The sequence below is a fragment of the Phenylobacterium sp. genome (assembly GCF_035569475.1).
Classification (GTDB): Bacteria; Pseudomonadota; Alphaproteobacteria; order Caulobacterales; family Caulobacteraceae; genus Phenylobacterium.
The window spans coordinates 53,800-70,102 of record NZ_DATMNA010000022.1 but is presented as its reverse complement, the minus strand read 5'-3'; the positions used below and the strand labels follow the sequence as shown (position 1 = coordinate 70,102).

The 16,303-nt window shown below is 70.0% G+C and carries 16 protein-coding genes; 5 read left to right on the top strand and 11 right to left on the bottom strand.

What is annotated here, in order from left to right:
• Positions 1–183: 183 nt before the first annotated feature.
• From VNW53_RS03730 to cdd, 5 genes are all read right to left on the bottom strand, one after another.
• Positions 184–693 carry a CarD family transcriptional regulator gene (locus tag VNW53_RS03730; RefSeq protein ID WP_325553730.1) on the bottom strand — a complete coding sequence of 170 codons (510 nt, stop codon included), beginning with the start codon at positions 691–693 and terminating at the stop codon, positions 184–186.
• Between the two features lie 320 nt (positions 694–1,013).
• Positions 1,014–1,355: a ferredoxin FdxA gene (fdxA, locus tag VNW53_RS03725; RefSeq protein ID WP_325553729.1), complete on the bottom strand. Its 342-nt coding sequence runs from the start codon at positions 1,353–1,355 to the stop codon at positions 1,014–1,016.
• A gap of 87 nt (positions 1,356–1,442) precedes the next feature.
• A complete protein-coding gene (locus VNW53_RS03720) occupies positions 1,443–1,739 on the bottom strand; it encodes an RNA-binding S4 domain-containing protein (RefSeq protein ID WP_325553728.1) in 297 nt (98 codons plus the stop codon).
• Entirely contained in the window at positions 1,736–4,282 is a 2,547-nt protein-coding gene (locus VNW53_RS03715; protein WP_325553727.1) for a helicase-related protein, read from the bottom strand. The genes VNW53_RS03720 and VNW53_RS03715 overlap by 4 nt, the downstream gene beginning before the upstream one ends.
• A 41-nt stretch (positions 4,283–4,323) precedes the next feature.
• On the bottom strand, positions 4,324–4,734 hold the full coding sequence (cdd, locus tag VNW53_RS03710) for a cytidine deaminase (RefSeq protein ID WP_325553725.1): 411 nt from the start codon (positions 4,732–4,734) through the stop codon (positions 4,324–4,326).
• Between the two features lie 168 nt (positions 4,735–4,902).
• On the opposite strand from cdd, the gene VNW53_RS03705 reads away from it, so the two are divergent.
• Positions 4,903–5,679 (top strand): hypothetical protein, encoded by a 777-nt coding sequence (locus VNW53_RS03705; protein ID WP_325553723.1) that lies wholly within the window; start codon positions 4,903–4,905, stop codon positions 5,677–5,679.
• Positions 5,680–5,817: 138 nt separating this feature from the next.
• Here VNW53_RS03705 and VNW53_RS03700 read toward each other — a convergent pair whose 3' ends face one another.
• Positions 5,818–6,876 (bottom strand): glycosyltransferase, encoded by a 1,059-nt coding sequence (locus VNW53_RS03700; protein WP_325553721.1) that lies wholly within the window; start codon positions 6,874–6,876, stop codon positions 5,818–5,820.
• Positions 6,877–7,066: 190 nt separating this feature from the next.
• On the opposite strand from VNW53_RS03700, the gene rpmB reads away from it, so the two are divergent.
• Both rpmB and VNW53_RS03690 read left to right on the top strand, forming a co-directional pair.
• Complete coding sequence (gene rpmB, locus VNW53_RS03695; protein WP_325553719.1) at positions 7,067–7,363, top strand: 50S ribosomal protein L28; 297 nt, start codon at positions 7,067–7,069, stop codon at positions 7,361–7,363.
• 86 nt (positions 7,364–7,449) lie between these two features.
• On the top strand, positions 7,450–8,130 hold the full coding sequence (locus tag VNW53_RS03690) for a GNAT family N-acetyltransferase (protein ID WP_325553717.1): 681 nt from the start codon (positions 7,450–7,452) through the stop codon (positions 8,128–8,130).
• On the opposite strand, the gene VNW53_RS03685 is transcribed toward VNW53_RS03690, so the two are convergent.
• Genes VNW53_RS03685 through cobT form a run of 3 tightly spaced genes read right to left on the bottom strand, consistent with a single transcriptional unit; the run spans position 8,127 to position 11,798 of the window.
• Positions 8,127–8,873 carry a dienelactone hydrolase family protein gene (locus tag VNW53_RS03685; RefSeq protein ID WP_325553716.1) on the bottom strand — a complete coding sequence of 249 codons (747 nt, stop codon included), beginning with the start codon at positions 8,871–8,873 and terminating at the stop codon, positions 8,127–8,129. The two genes, VNW53_RS03690 and VNW53_RS03685, sit on opposite strands and share 4 nt — an antisense overlap.
• Before the next feature lie 4 nt (positions 8,874–8,877).
• Positions 8,878–9,852 carry an esterase-like activity of phytase family protein gene (locus VNW53_RS03680; protein ID WP_325553715.1) on the bottom strand — a complete coding sequence of 325 codons (975 nt, stop codon included), beginning with the start codon at positions 9,850–9,852 and terminating at the stop codon, positions 8,878–8,880.
• The gene (gene cobT, locus VNW53_RS03675) at positions 9,849–11,798 is read right to left on the bottom strand and encodes a cobaltochelatase subunit CobT (RefSeq protein WP_325553714.1); all 1,950 of its coding nucleotides are present in this window, start codon (positions 11,796–11,798) and stop codon (positions 9,849–9,851) included. The genes VNW53_RS03680 and cobT overlap by 4 nt, the downstream gene beginning before the upstream one ends.
• Before the next feature lie 210 nt (positions 11,799–12,008).
• Between cobT and VNW53_RS03670 the strand changes: the two genes are divergently transcribed.
• Entirely contained in the window at positions 12,009–12,188 is a 180-nt protein-coding gene (locus VNW53_RS03670) for a DUF1328 domain-containing protein (RefSeq protein ID WP_325553712.1), read from the top strand.
• A gap of 147 nt (positions 12,189–12,335) precedes the next feature.
• Here the strand turns inward: VNW53_RS03670 and VNW53_RS03665 are convergent, their stop codons facing one another.
• On the bottom strand, positions 12,336–13,517 hold the full coding sequence (locus VNW53_RS03665) for a DUF3089 domain-containing protein (RefSeq protein ID WP_325553710.1): 1,182 nt from the start codon (positions 13,515–13,517) through the stop codon (positions 12,336–12,338).
• A 174-nt stretch (positions 13,518–13,691) separates the two neighbouring features.
• Between VNW53_RS03665 and VNW53_RS03660 the strand changes: the two genes are divergently transcribed.
• Positions 13,692–15,290, top strand: coding sequence for a class I adenylate-forming enzyme family protein (locus VNW53_RS03660; RefSeq protein WP_325553709.1), 1,599 nt, complete (start codon positions 13,692–13,694; stop codon positions 15,288–15,290).
• Here the strand turns inward: VNW53_RS03660 and cobS are convergent.
• On the bottom strand, positions 15,287–16,288 hold the full coding sequence (gene cobS / locus VNW53_RS03655) for a cobaltochelatase subunit CobS (RefSeq protein ID WP_325553708.1): 1,002 nt from the start codon (positions 16,286–16,288) through the stop codon (positions 15,287–15,289). The two genes, VNW53_RS03660 and cobS, sit on opposite strands and share 4 nt — an antisense overlap.
• Positions 16,289–16,303: the final 15 nt, after the last annotated feature.

Here is a 16,303-nt window from a genome sequence, read left to right as displayed (position 1 = left end):
TCAAGCCCGGCCAGCCGCAGCGTGCCGGCATCGACAACCGTGGCCGCGCCGGTCGCCGTCGCGGTGAGGCTTTCCGGGCATGCGGCCATGGCAGCCGCAACAAACGTCAGCATGGCAGCGACGAAAACGAAAACGCCCGGTCGTGGGACCGGGCGTCTCGCAACTCAGGTTATCGGTGGGGGCCTAGGCGGCGACCGCCTTCACCAGGGACTTGTTCAGGATGCCGATAGCCGCGTCGCGGTCGATGCGCTCGATGGCGGCGACTTCGCGGGCCATGCGGTCCAGCGCGCTCTCATAGAGCTGGCGCTCGGAATAGGACTGCTCCGGCTGGTTCTCCGCGCGGTGCAGGTCGCGGACCACCTCGGCGATGGAGATCAGGTCGCCGGAGTTGATCTTGGCTTCGTATTCCTGGGCGCGGCGGCTCCACATGGTGCGCTTCACCCGGGCGCGGCCCTTCAGCGTGGTGAGCGCCTGGGTCACGACATTGGTCTCGGCCAGGGCGCGCAGGCCCGCGGTGCGCGCCTTGGCGGTCGGCACCCGCAGCGTCATTTTCTCGTGGTCGAAGGTGATGACGTAGACTTCGAGCTTCAGACCGGCGACTTCCTGGACTTCGATCCCTTGCACCTGACCCACGCCGTGGGCCGGATAGACGACGTGATCGCCAACCGAGAAATCCATACCGTTCTTGCTCATGGAGAAAGTCCTCTCAAATTCCAGGGCCCGGACTGCGCGGGCCTGTGACGCCCGTGCGCCCAGTGAATAAGCCATCCGGTCCGCGGAGCAGATCGCGGCGGCGTCATCGGTTGGGAGCGGAAGTAGACCTCTTAAGACATCCTTCGCCTGGCGCCGGAGCCATCCCGCAGGGGTCGCACCGGATCGGCGTTTCTTCTCAACCGACGGGCACGGCCAAGGGCCTCAGCGCCACGTCGTTCATAACGGTAACATAAAATGAAGCCGAATGAAAGGGTTGCCCCGGCGGGCGCACCGCCACGCCGTCGGCGGGCGGTCGGGCTTCAGGAGCCGCGGCCGGGCTTCTCGGAGAAGTATTTCTCGAGCTTGCCGGTCTCGCGCTCGAAGGCTTCGGCGTCGGCGGGCGCCTGGCCCTTCACCGTGATGTTCGGCCAGACCTTCGCATATTCGGAGTTGATGCGCAGCCACTTGCCGTCCGGGTCGTCCTCGGTGTCCGGCTTGATGGCGTCCACCGGGCACTCCGGTTCGCAGACGCCGCAGTCGATGCACTCGTCGGGATTGATCGCCAGGAAATTCTCGCCCTCGTAGAAGCAGTCGACCGGGCACACCTCCACGCAGTCCATGAACTTACATTTGATGCAGGGATCCATCACGATGTAGGTCATGGCGGGCGAGGGGCCTCAAAGCTTGCGAGCGGGCGCGGGTTTTTCACGGTCGGACCCCGGCTTGTCAATGCCGTCGCACGGCCTGGGCTACGAAGAAATCTCCAAGGGCGAATAGAGCGTACGCGCTTCCTTCGGCGGGCCACGGCGTTCGCCGAGCGCCAGGACGGTCACGGCGACCAGTTTGCCGCCCAGCGCGAAGACCAGGGCGTCGCCCACCTTCAGGGGACGGGCGGGCTTGTCGATGCGGCTTTCGTGCCCGGCGCGGGTCAGGCGGATGCGGCCCTCCTCGATGAAGGTCGCCGCCAGCGTGCGGGTCTTGAAGAACCGCGCGCGCCACAGCCAGACGTCGGCGCGGGTCGCTTCGGGGGGCACGGGGTCGCTCATGGCTTGCTCTGGGCCGTGCGGCGCCGGCGGCGCGGCCGGCGCGCGGGCGCGGGCTCGCCCTTGAGGGCGGCCAGGGCGGCGAAGGGCGAGTTGGGGGCGAGGATCGCGCGGTGCTCGACGGCGAAGTCGCGCTCGCCGCGGCGGCGCCAGGCGAGGGGCTCGCCGGCGCGCTTCACGGCGGCGAAGCCGAGGCCTTTGAGGATGGTGCGCGCCTCGTCGTCGCGCCAGCCCAGTTCCTCGCGGGCCTGGTCGGAGAGGACGACCCCGCCGTTCTGCCTCGCGCCGGCGCGCAGCAACTCGTCCAACCGTTCGAGCTGCTCCACGGGCGCGGCCAGGCCGCGGACGGCGCGCAGGCCGAAGGCGGCCAATGCGCGGGGCGAGGGCGCCTGGGCGGGCAGGCGGCTGAGCTTGTCGGCGGCGGGGCGCCAGCCGGGGACGTCGCGGGCCGCCAGGGCCTGGGTCAGCGCCCGCGCCTCGGGCCGCAGCAGGGAGGGCATGTAGACCGAGAAGGCCCCCAGCCGCACGCCCAGGCCCCGCAGCGTCCGGCGCTCCACCTGGCTCAACTCGCGGACCTCGGTGCGCACGAGGGCGCGGTCGAGCACGCCGCCGGCCTCGATCAGCCGCCAGGCGAGGCCGCGGGCCAGGCCCTTGATCCGCCCGTCCGCCACGGCGGCCTCCAGCTTGCGCAGCGCCGCCAGCCGCCGGCCCGCCTCGCCGACCACGAAGGCCTCCAGCCGCTGGGTCGCGCGCTGGCGCGCCGCATCGGCACCCAGCTCGCCCAGCAGGCGGACCCGCGGCCGGAAGGGCTCGCCGCCGCTCAGGACGCCCGCCGCCTCGCCGCGCCAGAGCACCGTCCCGTCCGGCGACAGGGCGAAGGCCTCGTCCGCCTCGGCCGCCAGCCTGCCCAGCCGCCGCGCGATCTCAGGCCCCACGGCATGGGTCGCCGCGGCCCTGAGCGCCTTCTCCTCCAGCACCGAGGCGCCCTGCGCCGGCTCGAAGCGCACGCCGGTCAGCCGGCCCACGAAATGGCCCTCGACGGTCACCGCCCCGTCGGCGCCGACCCCGGCCAGCATGTCCTCGCGCACGCGCAGGCCGCGCATCAGGGCGCTGGTCCGCCGGTCGACGAACCGGGCCATCAGCTTCTCGTGCAGGGTGTCGGAGAGCCGGTCCTCCAGTTGGCGCATCCGCCCCTGCCAGCCGGCCGGGTCAGCCAGCCAGTCGGGACGGTTGGCGACATAGGCCAGGGTGCGGACGCTGGAGAGCCGCGCGGCCAGGGTGTCGATCTCGCCGTCGGTGCGGTCGAGGTGGCGGTATTGCTGGGCGATCCAGTCCTCGGGGATGCGCTGTCGGCCGGTGGTCAGGTGCAGGAAGAACTCCCGGGCCAGGCCCATGTGCTCCTCGGCGGCGACCTTGCGGAAGTCCGGCGTCTGGCAGCATTCCCAAAGCTGTTCGATCGCGTGGCGGCTGCGGGCGCGCTCGGCGACCTCCGGGTCCTGGACCAGCTTTCGCAGGATGATCTCGTCCAGCGCTTCGGCCGACAGCTTGAGGCCTTCGCGGTCTGGCGTCTGGGCCAGGGACTTGAGCAGGTTGGGGACCGAGCCGAAGTCGAGCTTGGAGTTGCGCCACTCCGCGCCGGTCACCGGCTCGAAGCGATGCTCTTCAACCGCATGGACGAGGTCCTCGTCCATGTCGTCGGCCTCGCCGGTGACGCCGAAGGTCCCGTCGCGCTGATAGCGCCCGGCCCGGCCGGCGATCTGGCCCACCTCCTGCGGATAGAGGAAGCGGGTGCGTTTGCCGTCGAACTTCCTGAGGCCGGCGAACGCCACATGGTCGACGTCCATGTTCAGGCCCATGCCGATGGCGTCGGTGGCCACCAGGAAATCGACTTCGCCGGACTGGTAGAGCGCCACCTGGGCGTTGCGGGTTCGGGGGCTCAGGTTGCCCATGACCACCGCCGCGCCACCGCGCTGGCGGCGGATCAGTTCGGCGATGGCGTAGACCTGGTCGGCGCTGAAGGCCACGACCGCCGAGCGGCGCGGCAGGCGGGTCAGCTTCTTCGGCCCCGCATAGGTCAGGCTCGAGAACCGCTCGCGGGTGACGATCTCCGCGTGCGGCAGCAGGCGGCGGATCAGCGGCGCCATGGTTCCGGCGCCCAGCAGCAGGGTCTCGGCGGTCCCGCGCGCGTGCAGCAGGCGATGGGTGAAGACGTGGCCGCGCTCCGGGTCCGCGCAGAGCTGGATCTCGTCCACCGCCATGAACTCGACCTCCCGCGACAGCGGCATGGCCTCCACGGTGCAGACGAAATAGTGCGGCTTCGGCGGGACGATCTTTTCCTCGCCGGTGATCAGCGCCACGGCCCGGGGCCCGCGCAGCTTGACGATGCGGTCGTAGATCTCGCGGGCCAGGAGGCGCAGCGGCAGGCCGATCATGCCCGAGGCGTGGCCCAGCATCCGCTCGACCGCCAGGTGCGTCTTGCCGGTGTTGGTTGGGCCCAACACGGCCGCCAGTCTTGGCGGAGCTGCGCCTGTGGGCCGGTCGCTCATGATCTGAATTTGGGGGGCCGGCGAGAGTCGGGCAAGCGGTGCTAGCCGCGGCGAACCTGCGCAGGGTCCAGACGAAACCCCAGAGGCAGCAGTTGCTCGATCGTCTGGCGCCCCACTTCGCCGTCCGGGCCGAGGGCGACGATTTCGCAGCCTTCAGAGGCGAATTCGAAGATCTTCTGCCGGCAGCCGCCGCACGGCCAGACGAGGCCCGGCAGGGATGAGGCGACGTAGACGCGGGTCAGGGCGGTGGTCCCTTGGGTCACCGCCGCGGAGATGGCGCTGGCCTCGGCGCAGAGGCCTTGCGGATAGGCCGCGTTCTCGACGTTGACGCCCAGGTGCGTGGTCCCGTCGGCGCCCTCCACCGCGCAGGCGACCTGCACGCCGGAATAGGGGGCGTGCGCCCGCGGCAGAAGCGCGCGCAGCTTGCCGGCGATCTGCGAAAGGTCGGTCATCAGGGGAAAGTCCCGTGCGAACCCAAGGGACGGAAATGTCTACCGACTTCCCGTCGCCAAGGGAACCGGGCCGGTTGCGAGGCGCGGTCGGCGGGTCTTCGCAACTCGCGGGTTTGCGCCGCGCCCGCAAAGGGCTTCTATGGCGGTTCGTGGAACGGGGGTTGGACGATGCGTCGCGCGGCCTTGATCATCCTGCTGGCCCTGGCGGCCGTCGCCTGTCAGCCGGCGAAGGTCGATCCGGACGCCATGACCCTGACGCGGGCGATCTATGACGAGATCCGGCTGGGGAAGGACGCGGCGCTGGCCGCCCAGGCCCCGGCGATGTTCGGCTCGCCCCAGGCCGCCGTGCAGCTCGCCCGGCTTCGCGGCGTCATACCAGCCGGCGAGCCGCGCAGCATGAAGGTGGTCGGCCAGGCCGTGCGCGACTTCCCCGGCAAGGGCCGAGCGGAGGCGGTGTCGCTGGAGTACGACTACGGGGCCAGCAAGACCCTGTTCCAGACCCGGCTGTTCCGCCCTGCGGGCGTCCGCGACTGGCGGGTGGCGGCCTTCAACCTGCATGTGGCGACGGCCAGGGAGCTGGCGCCCAACCGCCTGTCGCCGGTCGGCAAGTCGATGCTGCAGTACGCCTACCTGGCCCTGGCGCTCGCCTCGCCGCTGATGATGATCGCGGCCCTGGTCAAGGTGCTGCGCACGCCGGGCCTGAGGCACAAGTGGGCCTGGGGCCTGCTCTGCTTCGTGGGGCTGTTCGGCTTCCAGACCAACTGGGCCACCGGCCAGACCCTGATCGTCTGGAACTCGGTGCAGTTCTTCGGCCTGTGGCTGTCGCACGCCGGCTCGGCCTTCGACCCCTGGTTCATCAAGGCCACCGTGCCGGCCTTCGCCCTGTTGATCCTGGGCGGCGTGCTGGCCAACCCGCCGCGGACCCGGGCCCAGGCGCCGGCCTAGGGGTCGGCCGGCGCACTCGGTTAAGCGCGGCCGTGGAACGCGGGCGAAACGAATCGGGACCGAATCAGCGACCCCGCTGGATTCAGCCTTTGTTCACCCCAACATATTGTATCAAAACGCGGTTCGGACACAAGACGGTCAAGCTTGTCCGCGCAGGCGGACCGCCAGTTCGCGATGCTGGGCGGCGGGTTCGGCCCGTCCCAGGGCCTCGTAGAAGACCGCCAGGTTGTGGGCGGCCATGAAGCCGCCGCGCCCGGCGACGGCCCCGTCGAGGTCCGGCCGCTCGCCGATCTCCAGGCACCGCTTCCAGGCCAGCTCGGCCACCGGCAGGAAATGGTCGAGCGCCCGGTCCGGCTCCTGGCTGGCGGCCTCCAGATAGAGCTCGCCGATCACGAAGTAGAAGTCGGGCGAGTCCAGCCAGTGGGCCACCTCGGCGTCGGCCAGGGCCAGGGCGTCGGCGAGCTGGCCGTTGGCCTTCAACGCGATCAGGGCGCGGACCACCAGGGCGTGGCGCCAGGCGACATCCGGCCCCGCCAGCCGCAGGGCCTCGGTGAAGCACAGCGCCGCCTGGGCCGCCCGCCCGCGCGCCTGGTGCTCCTTGGCGAGCTGGAACCACAGGTAGGCGTCTTGCGGTTGCGCCTGCAGCTCGGCCATCAGCAGCGTTTCGTTGCGCGCGCCCTTTCGCGCCAGGTTCTCCGCCAGGTAGCCGTCGTGGCCGAGGTTGAGCGGCAGGCGCACGCGCGGCAGTTGTGAGACCGGCTGTTCGTGGATGCGGCCCTCGTAGCCGACGCCGCGCGGCAGGACGCGGGCGATCCAGGACTGGCCGGCCCCCTCGGCGCCTGGCTGGTTCATGGCGCTCTCGACCCGCACCTCGCCCAGGAAGCCGCCCGCGCCCGGGGGCAGCACCGCCGGGCCCAGCGCCTCGGCGCCGCCGGCGATCCACTCGTCCGCGTCCAGCACCAGGTTCCAGTCGGCGTCGGAGTGCGCCAGCGCCGCGTTGCGCGCCGCGGCGAAGTCGTCGATCCAGGCGAACTCGCGCACCTGCGCCCCCGCCGCGCGGGCGATCTCGCGGGTGGCGTCCGTCGAGCCGGTGTCGAGCACGACCATCCGGTCGACGTGGGGCCGGGCGCTCTCCAGGGCGCGGGCGATGGCGCGCGCCTCGTCGCGGGCGATCATCACCAGGGCCAGTCGGGTCACCGCGCGCTCCATCGTCGCCTCAAGGGCCTGGGCCAGTGTATAGGGACGCACAGCGGGAAGCGGAAACTTCGCCGCAAGGCCCGCCGATTGGCCGCCTTACCTTGACGCGGAGCCCGCCCTTCCTCTATATCGCCCGCTCTCGCGCGGGCCCGGCCCGCCGCGATCCCGTTTCTGCGAAGGTTTTCGTCCCATGTCGCGTCGCTGCGAACTCACCGGTGTCGGCCCCATGGTCGGCCACAATGTGAGCCACTCGAATATCAAGACCAAGCGCCGCTTCCTGCCGGCGCTCTCGCCTGCGACGCTGCAGTCGGACGCGCTCGGCCAGAGCTTCCGCCTGCGCGTGACCAACGCAGCGCTCCGCACCCTGGACTTCCGCGGCGGGCTCGACGCCTTCCTGCTGAAGGCCGGCGATGAAGAGCTGTCGCCCAAGGCGCTGAAGATCAAGCGCCAGGTGAAGGCCAAGCTCGCCGAACAGGTCGCCGCCTGATCGCCCCCTAGATTGTCGTTCCGAAAAGGGCCGCTGGCGACAGCGGCCCTTTTCTTTTGGCGTCGGGCCGGGGCTATAGCTGCGCCATGACCCATCCGCTCGATCGTCCCGTCTGGAGCGCGCTCAGCACGCGGCAGGCGGCCTTGGCCCTCGGCGACGGGCGGGCGCTGCGGCTCCAGCCGGACTACGGCCTGTTTGCCGCCGCGGCTGACAGCTCGGAGCCGGCGCAGGCCGCGCTGGCGCGCCTGGTGGCCGCGCACGGCCCGGTCGCCACCGTGGAGACCGAGGCCCAGCCCCTGCCGCCTGGCCTGATCGCCGCGCCGCAGCCGACGGTCCTGCAGATGATCGCCGAGCGCCTCTCGCCGGCGCCGCCCGGTTTCGAGGTCGTGGACCTGGCCGACGCCGATGGGCCGCAGATGCTGGCCCTGGCCACCCTGACCGCGCCCGGCCCGTTCTTCGTGCGCACCCACCAGCTCGGCGACTTCGTGGGCGTCAAACAGGGCGGTGAGCTGATCGCCATGGCCGGCGAACGGATGAAGCCCACCGGCTTCACCGAGGTCAGCGGCGTCTGCACCCATCCCGACCATCGCGGCAAGGGCTACGCCGCCGGCTTGATGGGCGTCGTGGCCGGGCGGATCCTGGCGCGGGGCGAGATCCCGTTCCTGCACGTCTTCGCCAGCAACACCGGCGCGATCGGCCTCTACGAAACCCTGGGCTACGCCGTGCGCGCGGAGATGCTGATGACCGTGTTGCGGACGGCCTCCTAGGCCTTCAGCACCTCGTCGAACAGGGCGACGAGCTCCGTCCAGTGGCGTTCGGCGCCGGCGGCGTCGTGCACCGGCATGTCGGCGGGCACCCAGCCGTGCTTCATGCCCGTCCAGATGGTCACCTTGGCGTCGAGGCCGGCGTCGTTCAGCGCCTTGTCCAGCCGCGCGCACTGGGCCTCGTCGAAGCTGCTGTCCTGGTCGGCGCCGGCCACCAGGATCTTGGCCTTCATGGCCGGGGCCAGGAGGTGCGGGCTGTCCTCGGCGTCGGTCGCCATGCCGCCCCCATGGAAGGAGGCCGCCACCGCGATCCGCTCCGGGAAGGTTCCCGCGGCCCGCAGCGCGATGCCGCCGCCCATGCAGTAGCCGGTGACGCCCACGCGGTCGGCGATCGCCTGCGGCTGCCGGGTCAGCCAGTCGAGATAGGCGGCGGTATCGGCCATGGCGCGGGCCGGGTCGGTCGACGCGCGCAGCCGCTGGAACAGGGCCACCTGCTCGGGATCGCCGCCGCGCGCCTTGACGATGTCCAGCGGCGGATAGGGCCCGGCGCGCCAGAAGACGTCGGGGAGCAGCACGTAGTAGCCGGCCTGCGCCAGCCGTTCGCCCATCTCGAACATCGCCGGGCGGATCGCCGGCGCATCCATGTAGAGGATGGCCGCCGGCCAGGGGCCGGACCCCGTATCGGGGGTGAAAACGAAAGCGCGGGCGTCGCCCTCGGGCGTCGGAATGGAAACGTCGGTCTTCATGGGCTCACCTTCCGGCTGGCGGCTTCCAGTCGAAGGCCAGCAGCAGCGTCCGCTGGGACTTCGAAAAGTTGTCGTCGGAAATCAGGTAGAAGCGGACCCCGCCGCCGGTCTTGTCCGGCACCACGCCCAGGCCCTCGAAATTGTCCACGGTGAGCGGCCCGCGCAGCTCCATCCGGTCCACGACGCGCCCGTCGGCGTCGGTGATCCGCAGGTCGATGACGCTCCGGGTGATCGGGTTGAAGGCGCGCAGCAGCCAGGCGGTGCGGCCTTCCGGCAGCCGGCGCGCCGCCACCAGGCCGAAGCCCAGGCTGAGCGGCACCGTCGGCCCCTCGGCGCAGGCGGTGGTGAGGGTGCAGGTCCAGGTGCGCCCGGTGGTCTCCGCCCCGGTGAAATAGGCGTCGGGCCCGCGGGCCGGATCGGGCGCCAGGGCTTCCATCCCTTCGTTGAAGGGGAACTTGGCGTCCGGCGAGGGCACGGGCCGCGGCGGCGTGCCGTCCGCGGGATAGAGCCAGATGCGGTCGTGCCGTTCGAAGCTGACCAGGAGGTCGCCGTTCGGCATCAGCGCCTGGCCTTCGGAATCGCGGTTGTCCTTGCCCTCCAGGGACTTGCCGTCGAGGCCGGTGAGCGCCGTCAGCCTGGCGTCCGTGGCCCCCACCAGCCGCCCGGCGCCGTCCAGCACCACCCGGGCCTTCAAGAGGTCGCCCTCGTCGCCCACCGAGATCAGCCGCCCGTCCGCCAGGACGTCGAGGTCGGAGAGCCCGTGCAGCCGCGTGGTCTGGGCGGAGGTGAGCGCCAGGCCCCCGGCGTAGACGAAGTTCCCCACGCGGTCCTGCGTCGGATCGACCGGGTTCAGCGGCACGGCCCGCGCCTTGATCTCGATGGCCGGATTGGCCGGCTCCGGCGCCCTGGGCTGCTCGGCGGCGCGCTCACCGCACGCGGCCAGCAGCAGGGCTGCGAGCGCTGCGGCGAGCGGCCTCAAGCGACCGCCTTCCGAACTTCCTTGAAGGTCGAGCGCCGCGGCGCCCCGGAGGGCCCTTGGGTGTTGGGCGGCGGCTCCAGCAGGCCGGCGTTGCGGCGGGTCATGCGGCGTGGCTCTTCCTCGAAGAGCTCGGCCAACTGGTCGGTGATGGCGCCGGCCAGTTGCTCCACGTCGACGATGGTCACCGCGCGGCGGTAGTAGCGCGTCACGTCATGGCCGATGCCGATGGCGATGAGCTGCACCGGGCTCTTGGCCTCGATCTCGCCGATCACCTCGCGCAGATGCCGCTCCAGGTAGTGGCCGGAGTTCACCGACAGGGTGGAATCGTCCACCGGCGCCCCGTCGGAGATCACCATCAGGATGCGCCTGGCCTCCGGGCGGCCGATCAGCCGATGGTGGGCCCACATCAGCGCCTCGCCGTCGATGTTCTCCTTCAGCAGCCCCTCGCGCATCATCAGGCCGAGGTTGCGCCGGGCGCGCCGCCAGGGGGCGTCGGCGGCCTTGTAGATGATGTGGCGCAGGTCGTTCAGGCGGCCGGGCTGCGGCGGCTTGCCGGCCTTCAGCCAGTCCTCTCGGCTCGAGCCGCCCTTCCAGGCCCGCGTCGTGAAGCCCAGGATCTCGGTCTTGACCCCGCAGCGCTCCAGGGTGCGCGCCAGGATGTCGGCGCAGACGGCGGCCACCATGATCGGCCGGCCCCGCATGGAGCCGGAGTTGTCGATCAGGATCGAGACCACGGTGTCGCGGAACTCGGTGTCCTGCTCTTCCTTGAAGCTGAGCGGCGCGGTCGGGTCGACGATCACCCGCGTCAGGCGCGCCACGTCGAGGATGCCTTCCTCCAGGTCGAAGGACCAGGAGCGGTTCTGCTGGGCCAGCAGCTTGCGCTGCAGGCGGTTGGCCAGGCGGCTGACCACGTTCGACAGGCTGGCGAGCTGCTGGTCGAGATAGGCGCGCAGCCGCGTCAGCTCCTCGGCGTCGCACAGCTCCTCGGCGGCCACGATCTCGTCGTGGGCGGTGGTGAAGACCTTGTAGGTGACGACCTTGCCTTCGCCTTTCAGGTCGGGGCGCGCGGGCTGCTCGCCTTCGCCCATGTCCGGGGGCTCGTCGGTGTCCTCGGCGTTGGGGTCGTCCTCCGCCTGCATCATCTGCGAGTCGGCGTCCTCGCTTTCGCGATGGGTGGCGTCGTTCTCGTCCATCGAGGCCTGCTGCGGGGACTGGCCTTCGCCATCGCCCTCGTCGTTGTCCTCGCTGGCGTCGGGTTCGCCCTCTTCGCTGGAGCCCTCGTCGTCGTCAGGCTGCTCCGGCGCGTCGGAGAGGTCGTCGCCCATCTGCAGGTCGCGGATGATGGCGCGGGCGATGCGGGCGTAGGCCTTCTGATCCTGCACCGCCTCGGTCAGGCGGTCCAGCTCCGGCCCGGCCTTGGACTCGATCTCGTCGCGGAACAGGTCGACCAGCGGCCGGGCCATGGCCGGCGGCTTCTCGCCGGTCAGCCGCTCGCGGACCATCAGGCTGACGATGTCGGCGTAGGGCGGGTTGGACAGCGCCTCGATCTGGTTGAAGCCGCGCTTGGCCCAGGCCTGCTCGTGGACGGCTTTGAGGTTTTCCCGGACCCCGCCCAAGGCATTGGCGCCGATCGCCTCGAGGCGGGCCTGTTCGATGCCGTCGTAGATCGGCTGGCCCTGGGCGGTGGCGGGCCGCGTCTTGGCGTGGGCCACCGGATCGTGGTGGGCGATGCGCAGCGCCATCTGGTCGGCGAAGCCGCGGATGCGCGCGGCGTCGACCTCGGTCAGGTCGCGCGGCGGGTGCGGCAGCACCGCGCGGTTGCCGGAAAGCTGCGGCCCCTCGCCGGAATAGACGATCTCCAGGTCGGGCGACTCGGCCAGCGAGCGCGTCGCATTGACTAGCGCGCGCTTGAAGGGCTCCAGCGGACTTTCCGGGTTCTTGGCCATCGGCTCGTCTTAGATCAGGGCGGCCACGCGGTGAAACAAGGATTTGGCCGCCGCCCTCCTTCGCGCGCCATCCCCGGATCGCTCCACGGCCGACCGGAGGATGACGGAGCAGGTGGAATACCGACGATCTGTCTTCGCGGAACGCCATGGCAAAGCCGGCGTTTGGCTGCGCAGGTCCCGCGTTCCGCGGGCTCAAGCTGGGAGAGAGACATGCTTAGGTGGGCTTTGATTTTCGCGGTGGTGGCCCTGGTCGCCGGCTTCCTGGGCTTCGGCGGCATCGCCGGCGCGGCGGCCGGCGTGGCCAAGATCCTGTTCTTCCTGTTCGTGGTCGGCTTCCTGGTCTTCCTGGCGCTGGGCCTGATGGCCGGCAAGCGGCTGAGCGGACGCTAACCCTTTCCCTCCCCTTCATGGGGAGGGTGGCGAGTGAAACGAGACGGGTGGGGAAGCGTGGGCCGGCGTGCTGACTTGCCGCTTGAACGCCGCTTCCTCACCCTGATCGCTCACGCGATCCGTCCCTCCCGATAACGGGGGGAGGCGCTACTTCTTCGCCTTGGCCAGCCAGGCCTTGCCCTCGGCGCCGACCACGTCGACCAGGTTGCCCATCACCAGGTTGGCGTCGATCAGGTGCAGGCCCCAGGCGGCGTTGACCTTGCCGCCCTGAACCACGTCGCCGGCGATGTCGTCGGTGCGCGGATCGGCGGGCACGGCGTTCACGTGCACCTCAAGGTAGGAGAACCCGTTCTTCTGAACGCACTCGCCGGTCAACAGGCCGGGCGTCGAGACGAAGGGCGTCTTCGGATTGGGCTTGTCCTTCACCCAGGTGGACTGGGCGCCGGAGTTGGTGATCTGGGCTCCGTTCGACAGATAGGCGTGGAGGTCGGCCTTGCCGCCGCCGAGGGCCGCGGGGTTGGCGCAGGCGGCGATCTGACTGTCGCTCGGCGCCTTGCCGAAGAGGCTGTTCTCCGGCGGCGGAATGGTGTCGCGGAAGCTGGAGTAGGCGATGGCGCACTGCGTCTGGCTGGCCGATCTGCAGAGCGGGAAGTCCTTGAAGAGGCCGGTGTCCTTGCCCTTGTCGATCGGCAGGCGGGTGCCCATCAGGACCGCGGAGATCACCTTTTTCTCCACCGGCTTGCCGTCGATCTCCTTGGAGATCAACTGGGTCAGCACGCCCGAGCCCTGGCTGTGGCCCACCAGGACCACGCCCCGGCCGTTGTTGTCGTGCGCCAGGTAGTAGTTCCAGGCGTCGACCACGTCGTCATAGCCGGTGGTCGGCCGCCCGCCCGGCATCGGATGGCCCGACTGGGCCGCGCGCAGGGCGGTGAGCGTGAACTGGCGGTACATCGGCGCGTAGAGGCGGCACTTGGTTCCCAGCCGCGCGAACTGCGCCTTCACGACGTTGATCTCGGCCGCCGTGGGCGTCATCCCGCTGATGATCCCCGGATCGTTGGAGACGGTGGGATAGACGTAGAAGCAGTCGATCGGCGCCTTGGGATCGGCCTTGTAGGCCTCGGTGGTTTCGCTCCCGTCGCCCTTCACGATCGTCGTGGAGAGGTCGACGTTGCAATAGTTGTCCGTCGCCTTGTCCGGCCGGCAGAGCCAGGTCTCGGGCTTGGCGTAGTCGTTCTTCGGCGCCGCCGGCGCAGTCTGCGCGCCCGCCGCCATGGCGGTCATCGCAAGCACGGCGCCCAGGCCCAGCGCGCCCAGCATCTTCCTGGTCATCAGATCCCCCCGTTTTTCGTTGGTCAGCCGTGCCTACAGGATCGCGCGACGAGTCCGCGGGGTCCAGCCATTTCGCGCCTGCAAAGCGTTCGCCGGAAACCCGAATACCTCTGTTCCTAGACTTCCGTTTGATCTGCTAGCCTCAGCTCGGATCCACGAGCAACTGGGGGTAGCTTGTATTCGGTCAATCTCCACGAGTCGCATTTCCCCGCTCAGGCCGACCACGGGGTGAGCGAAACCACAGTGGGCGGCGTCCTGCGGGCGCAAGCCGGGAAAACACCGGGCGCCGAGGCCTTGGTCGAGGCCGACATCGCCGGGACGCTCAAACGCCGTTGGACCTACGGCGAGCTCTTGGCCGACGCCGAGCGTCTGGCCCGGGCGCTGCTCTCCCGATACCGGCCCGGCGAGCGCATCGCGGTCTGGGCGCCGAACATCCCCGAATGGGTGATCCTGGAATATGCCTCGGGCCTCGCGGGCCTGACCCTGGTCACGGCCAATCCGGCCTACCGCCCCCGTGAGCTGCTGTACCTCCTGGAGCAGTCGGGCGCCGTCGGACTGTTCATCGTAAAAGAGCATCGGGGAAACCCGATGGCGGAGATCGCCGCCGAGGTGGCGGCGCAGGCTCCCGCGGTGCGCGAGGTCGTCGACCTTGAGGATGCTTTGACGCTCTACGCCGGCGAGGCCACCGGCGGCGCGCTGCCCGAGGTCCGGCCGGGCGATCCTGTGCAGATCCAGTACACATCCGGCACCACGGGCTTCCCAAAGGGCGTCGTGCTGCATCACCGCGGCATCACCAACAATGCGCGGTTCTCGATGGAGCGGATGGGCCTGCGGAGGGGCGATGCGGTCCTCAATGTCATGCCGCTCTTTCACACGGCGGGTTGCGGTTTACTGACCTTGGGCGCCGTGCAGTTCGGCAGCCGCCTGATCGTAGCGAGGCTGTTCGAGCCAGCGGCGATGCTGGACATCGTCGAAGCCGAGGGTGTGGAGTTCGTGCTCGGCGTGCCGACCATGCTGGTCGCGCTGCTCGAAGCCCAAGCCGCGCGACCGCGCGATTTGCAATGTGTCCGAACGATGGGATCGGGCGGCGCCATGGTCCCCCCGGAGCTGGCGAGGCGCGTCCGGGCCGAGTTCGGCTGCGACTTCTACATCGTCTACGGCCAGACCGAGAGCTCGTGTCTGCTCACGATCACCGACGCTGCCGATTGCGCAACCGTCGGCCAGCCCCTGGCGCAGACCGAGATTTCCATCCGCCATCCCCAGACAAACGCCGTGCAGCCGCCCGGCGACATCGGCGAGATCTGCGCGCGGGGCTACGGCGTCATGCTCGGCTACAACGACGATCCGGAGGCGACTGCAGCCGCCATCGACGCCGAAGGCTGGCTGCACACCGGCGACCTCGGCGCCCTCGACGCGCGCGGCTATCTGAAGGTCACCGGCCGGGTGAAGGAGATGATCATCCGCGGGGGCGAAAACCTGTTCCCGGCGGAGATCGAGAACGTGCTGCTGGAACACGGCGACGTCGCGGAGGCGGCCGTCGTGGGGGTTCCGGACGAGCGTTGGGGCGAGATCGTGGTCGGCTTCGTTCGCCTAGCCACGGGCTCCAGCCTCGACCGCGCCGCCCTGGTCGCCCATTGCCGAGATCGCATCTCGCCGCAGAAGACGCCCGCTCATTGGATCGCCGTGCAGGACTGGCCGCTCACTGGCTCCGGCAAGATACAGAAGTTCGTACTCCGCGACCGGTTCGTTGCGGGGGAGTTCGAGGCGCCCTAAGCCACCCGCACCCGCGCCGTGCTTTCCGGCAGGTCCTGGCCGAACGCGCGCTGGAAGAACTCGGCCACCGTGCCGCGCTCCAGCTCGTCGCACTTGTTCAGGAAGGTCATCCGGAAGCCCAGGGCGATGTCGCCGCCGAAGATCTCGGCGTTCTGGGCCCAGGTGATCACGGTCCTGGGGCTCATCACGGTGGAGATGTCGCCGTTCATGAAGGCGTTGCGGGTCATGTCGGCGACGCGAACCATGGCGTTGATCGTGCGCTTGCCGTCGGCGGTGTTGTAGGTCGGCGCCTTGGCCAGGACGATCTCGGCCTCCACGTCGTGGGCCAGGTAGTTCAGCGTGGTGACGATCGACCAGCGGTCCATCTGGCCTTGGTTGATCTGCTGGGTGCCGTGATAGAGGCCGGTGGTGTCGCCAAGGCCGATGGTGTTGGTGGTCGAGAACAGCCGGAACCAGGGGTTCGGGCGGATCACCCGGTTCTGGTCGAGCAGGGTCAGCTTGCCTTGCGCCTCCAGCACCCGCTGGATCACGAACATCACGACCGGCCGGCCGGCGTCGTATTCGTCGAACACCAGGGCGATGGGCCGCTGGATCGCCCAGGGCAGCATGCCTTCGCGGAACTCGGTGACCTGCTTGCCGTCCTTCAGGACGATCGCGTCCTTGCCGACCAGGTCGATGCGGGAGACGTGGCTGTCCAGGTTCACCCGGACAAGCGGCCAGTTCAGGCGCGCGGCCACCTGCTCGATGTGGGTCGACTTGCCGGTGCCGTGATAGCCTTGCACCATCACCCGGCGGTCGTGGGCGAAGCCGGCCAGGATGGCGCGGGTGGTTTCCGGATCGAACTTGTAGTTCTCGTCCAGGTCCGGAACGTGCGGATCGCGTTCCTTGAAGGCCGGGGCCTTGAAGTCGAAATCCACGTCGAAGGTTTTACGCGCATTGACCTCGTGGTCCGGGACCAGGGTCAGGAGCTTGTCGTCTTGGGTGTCGAAGGCGGTCATGGCCGGGTCCGATTA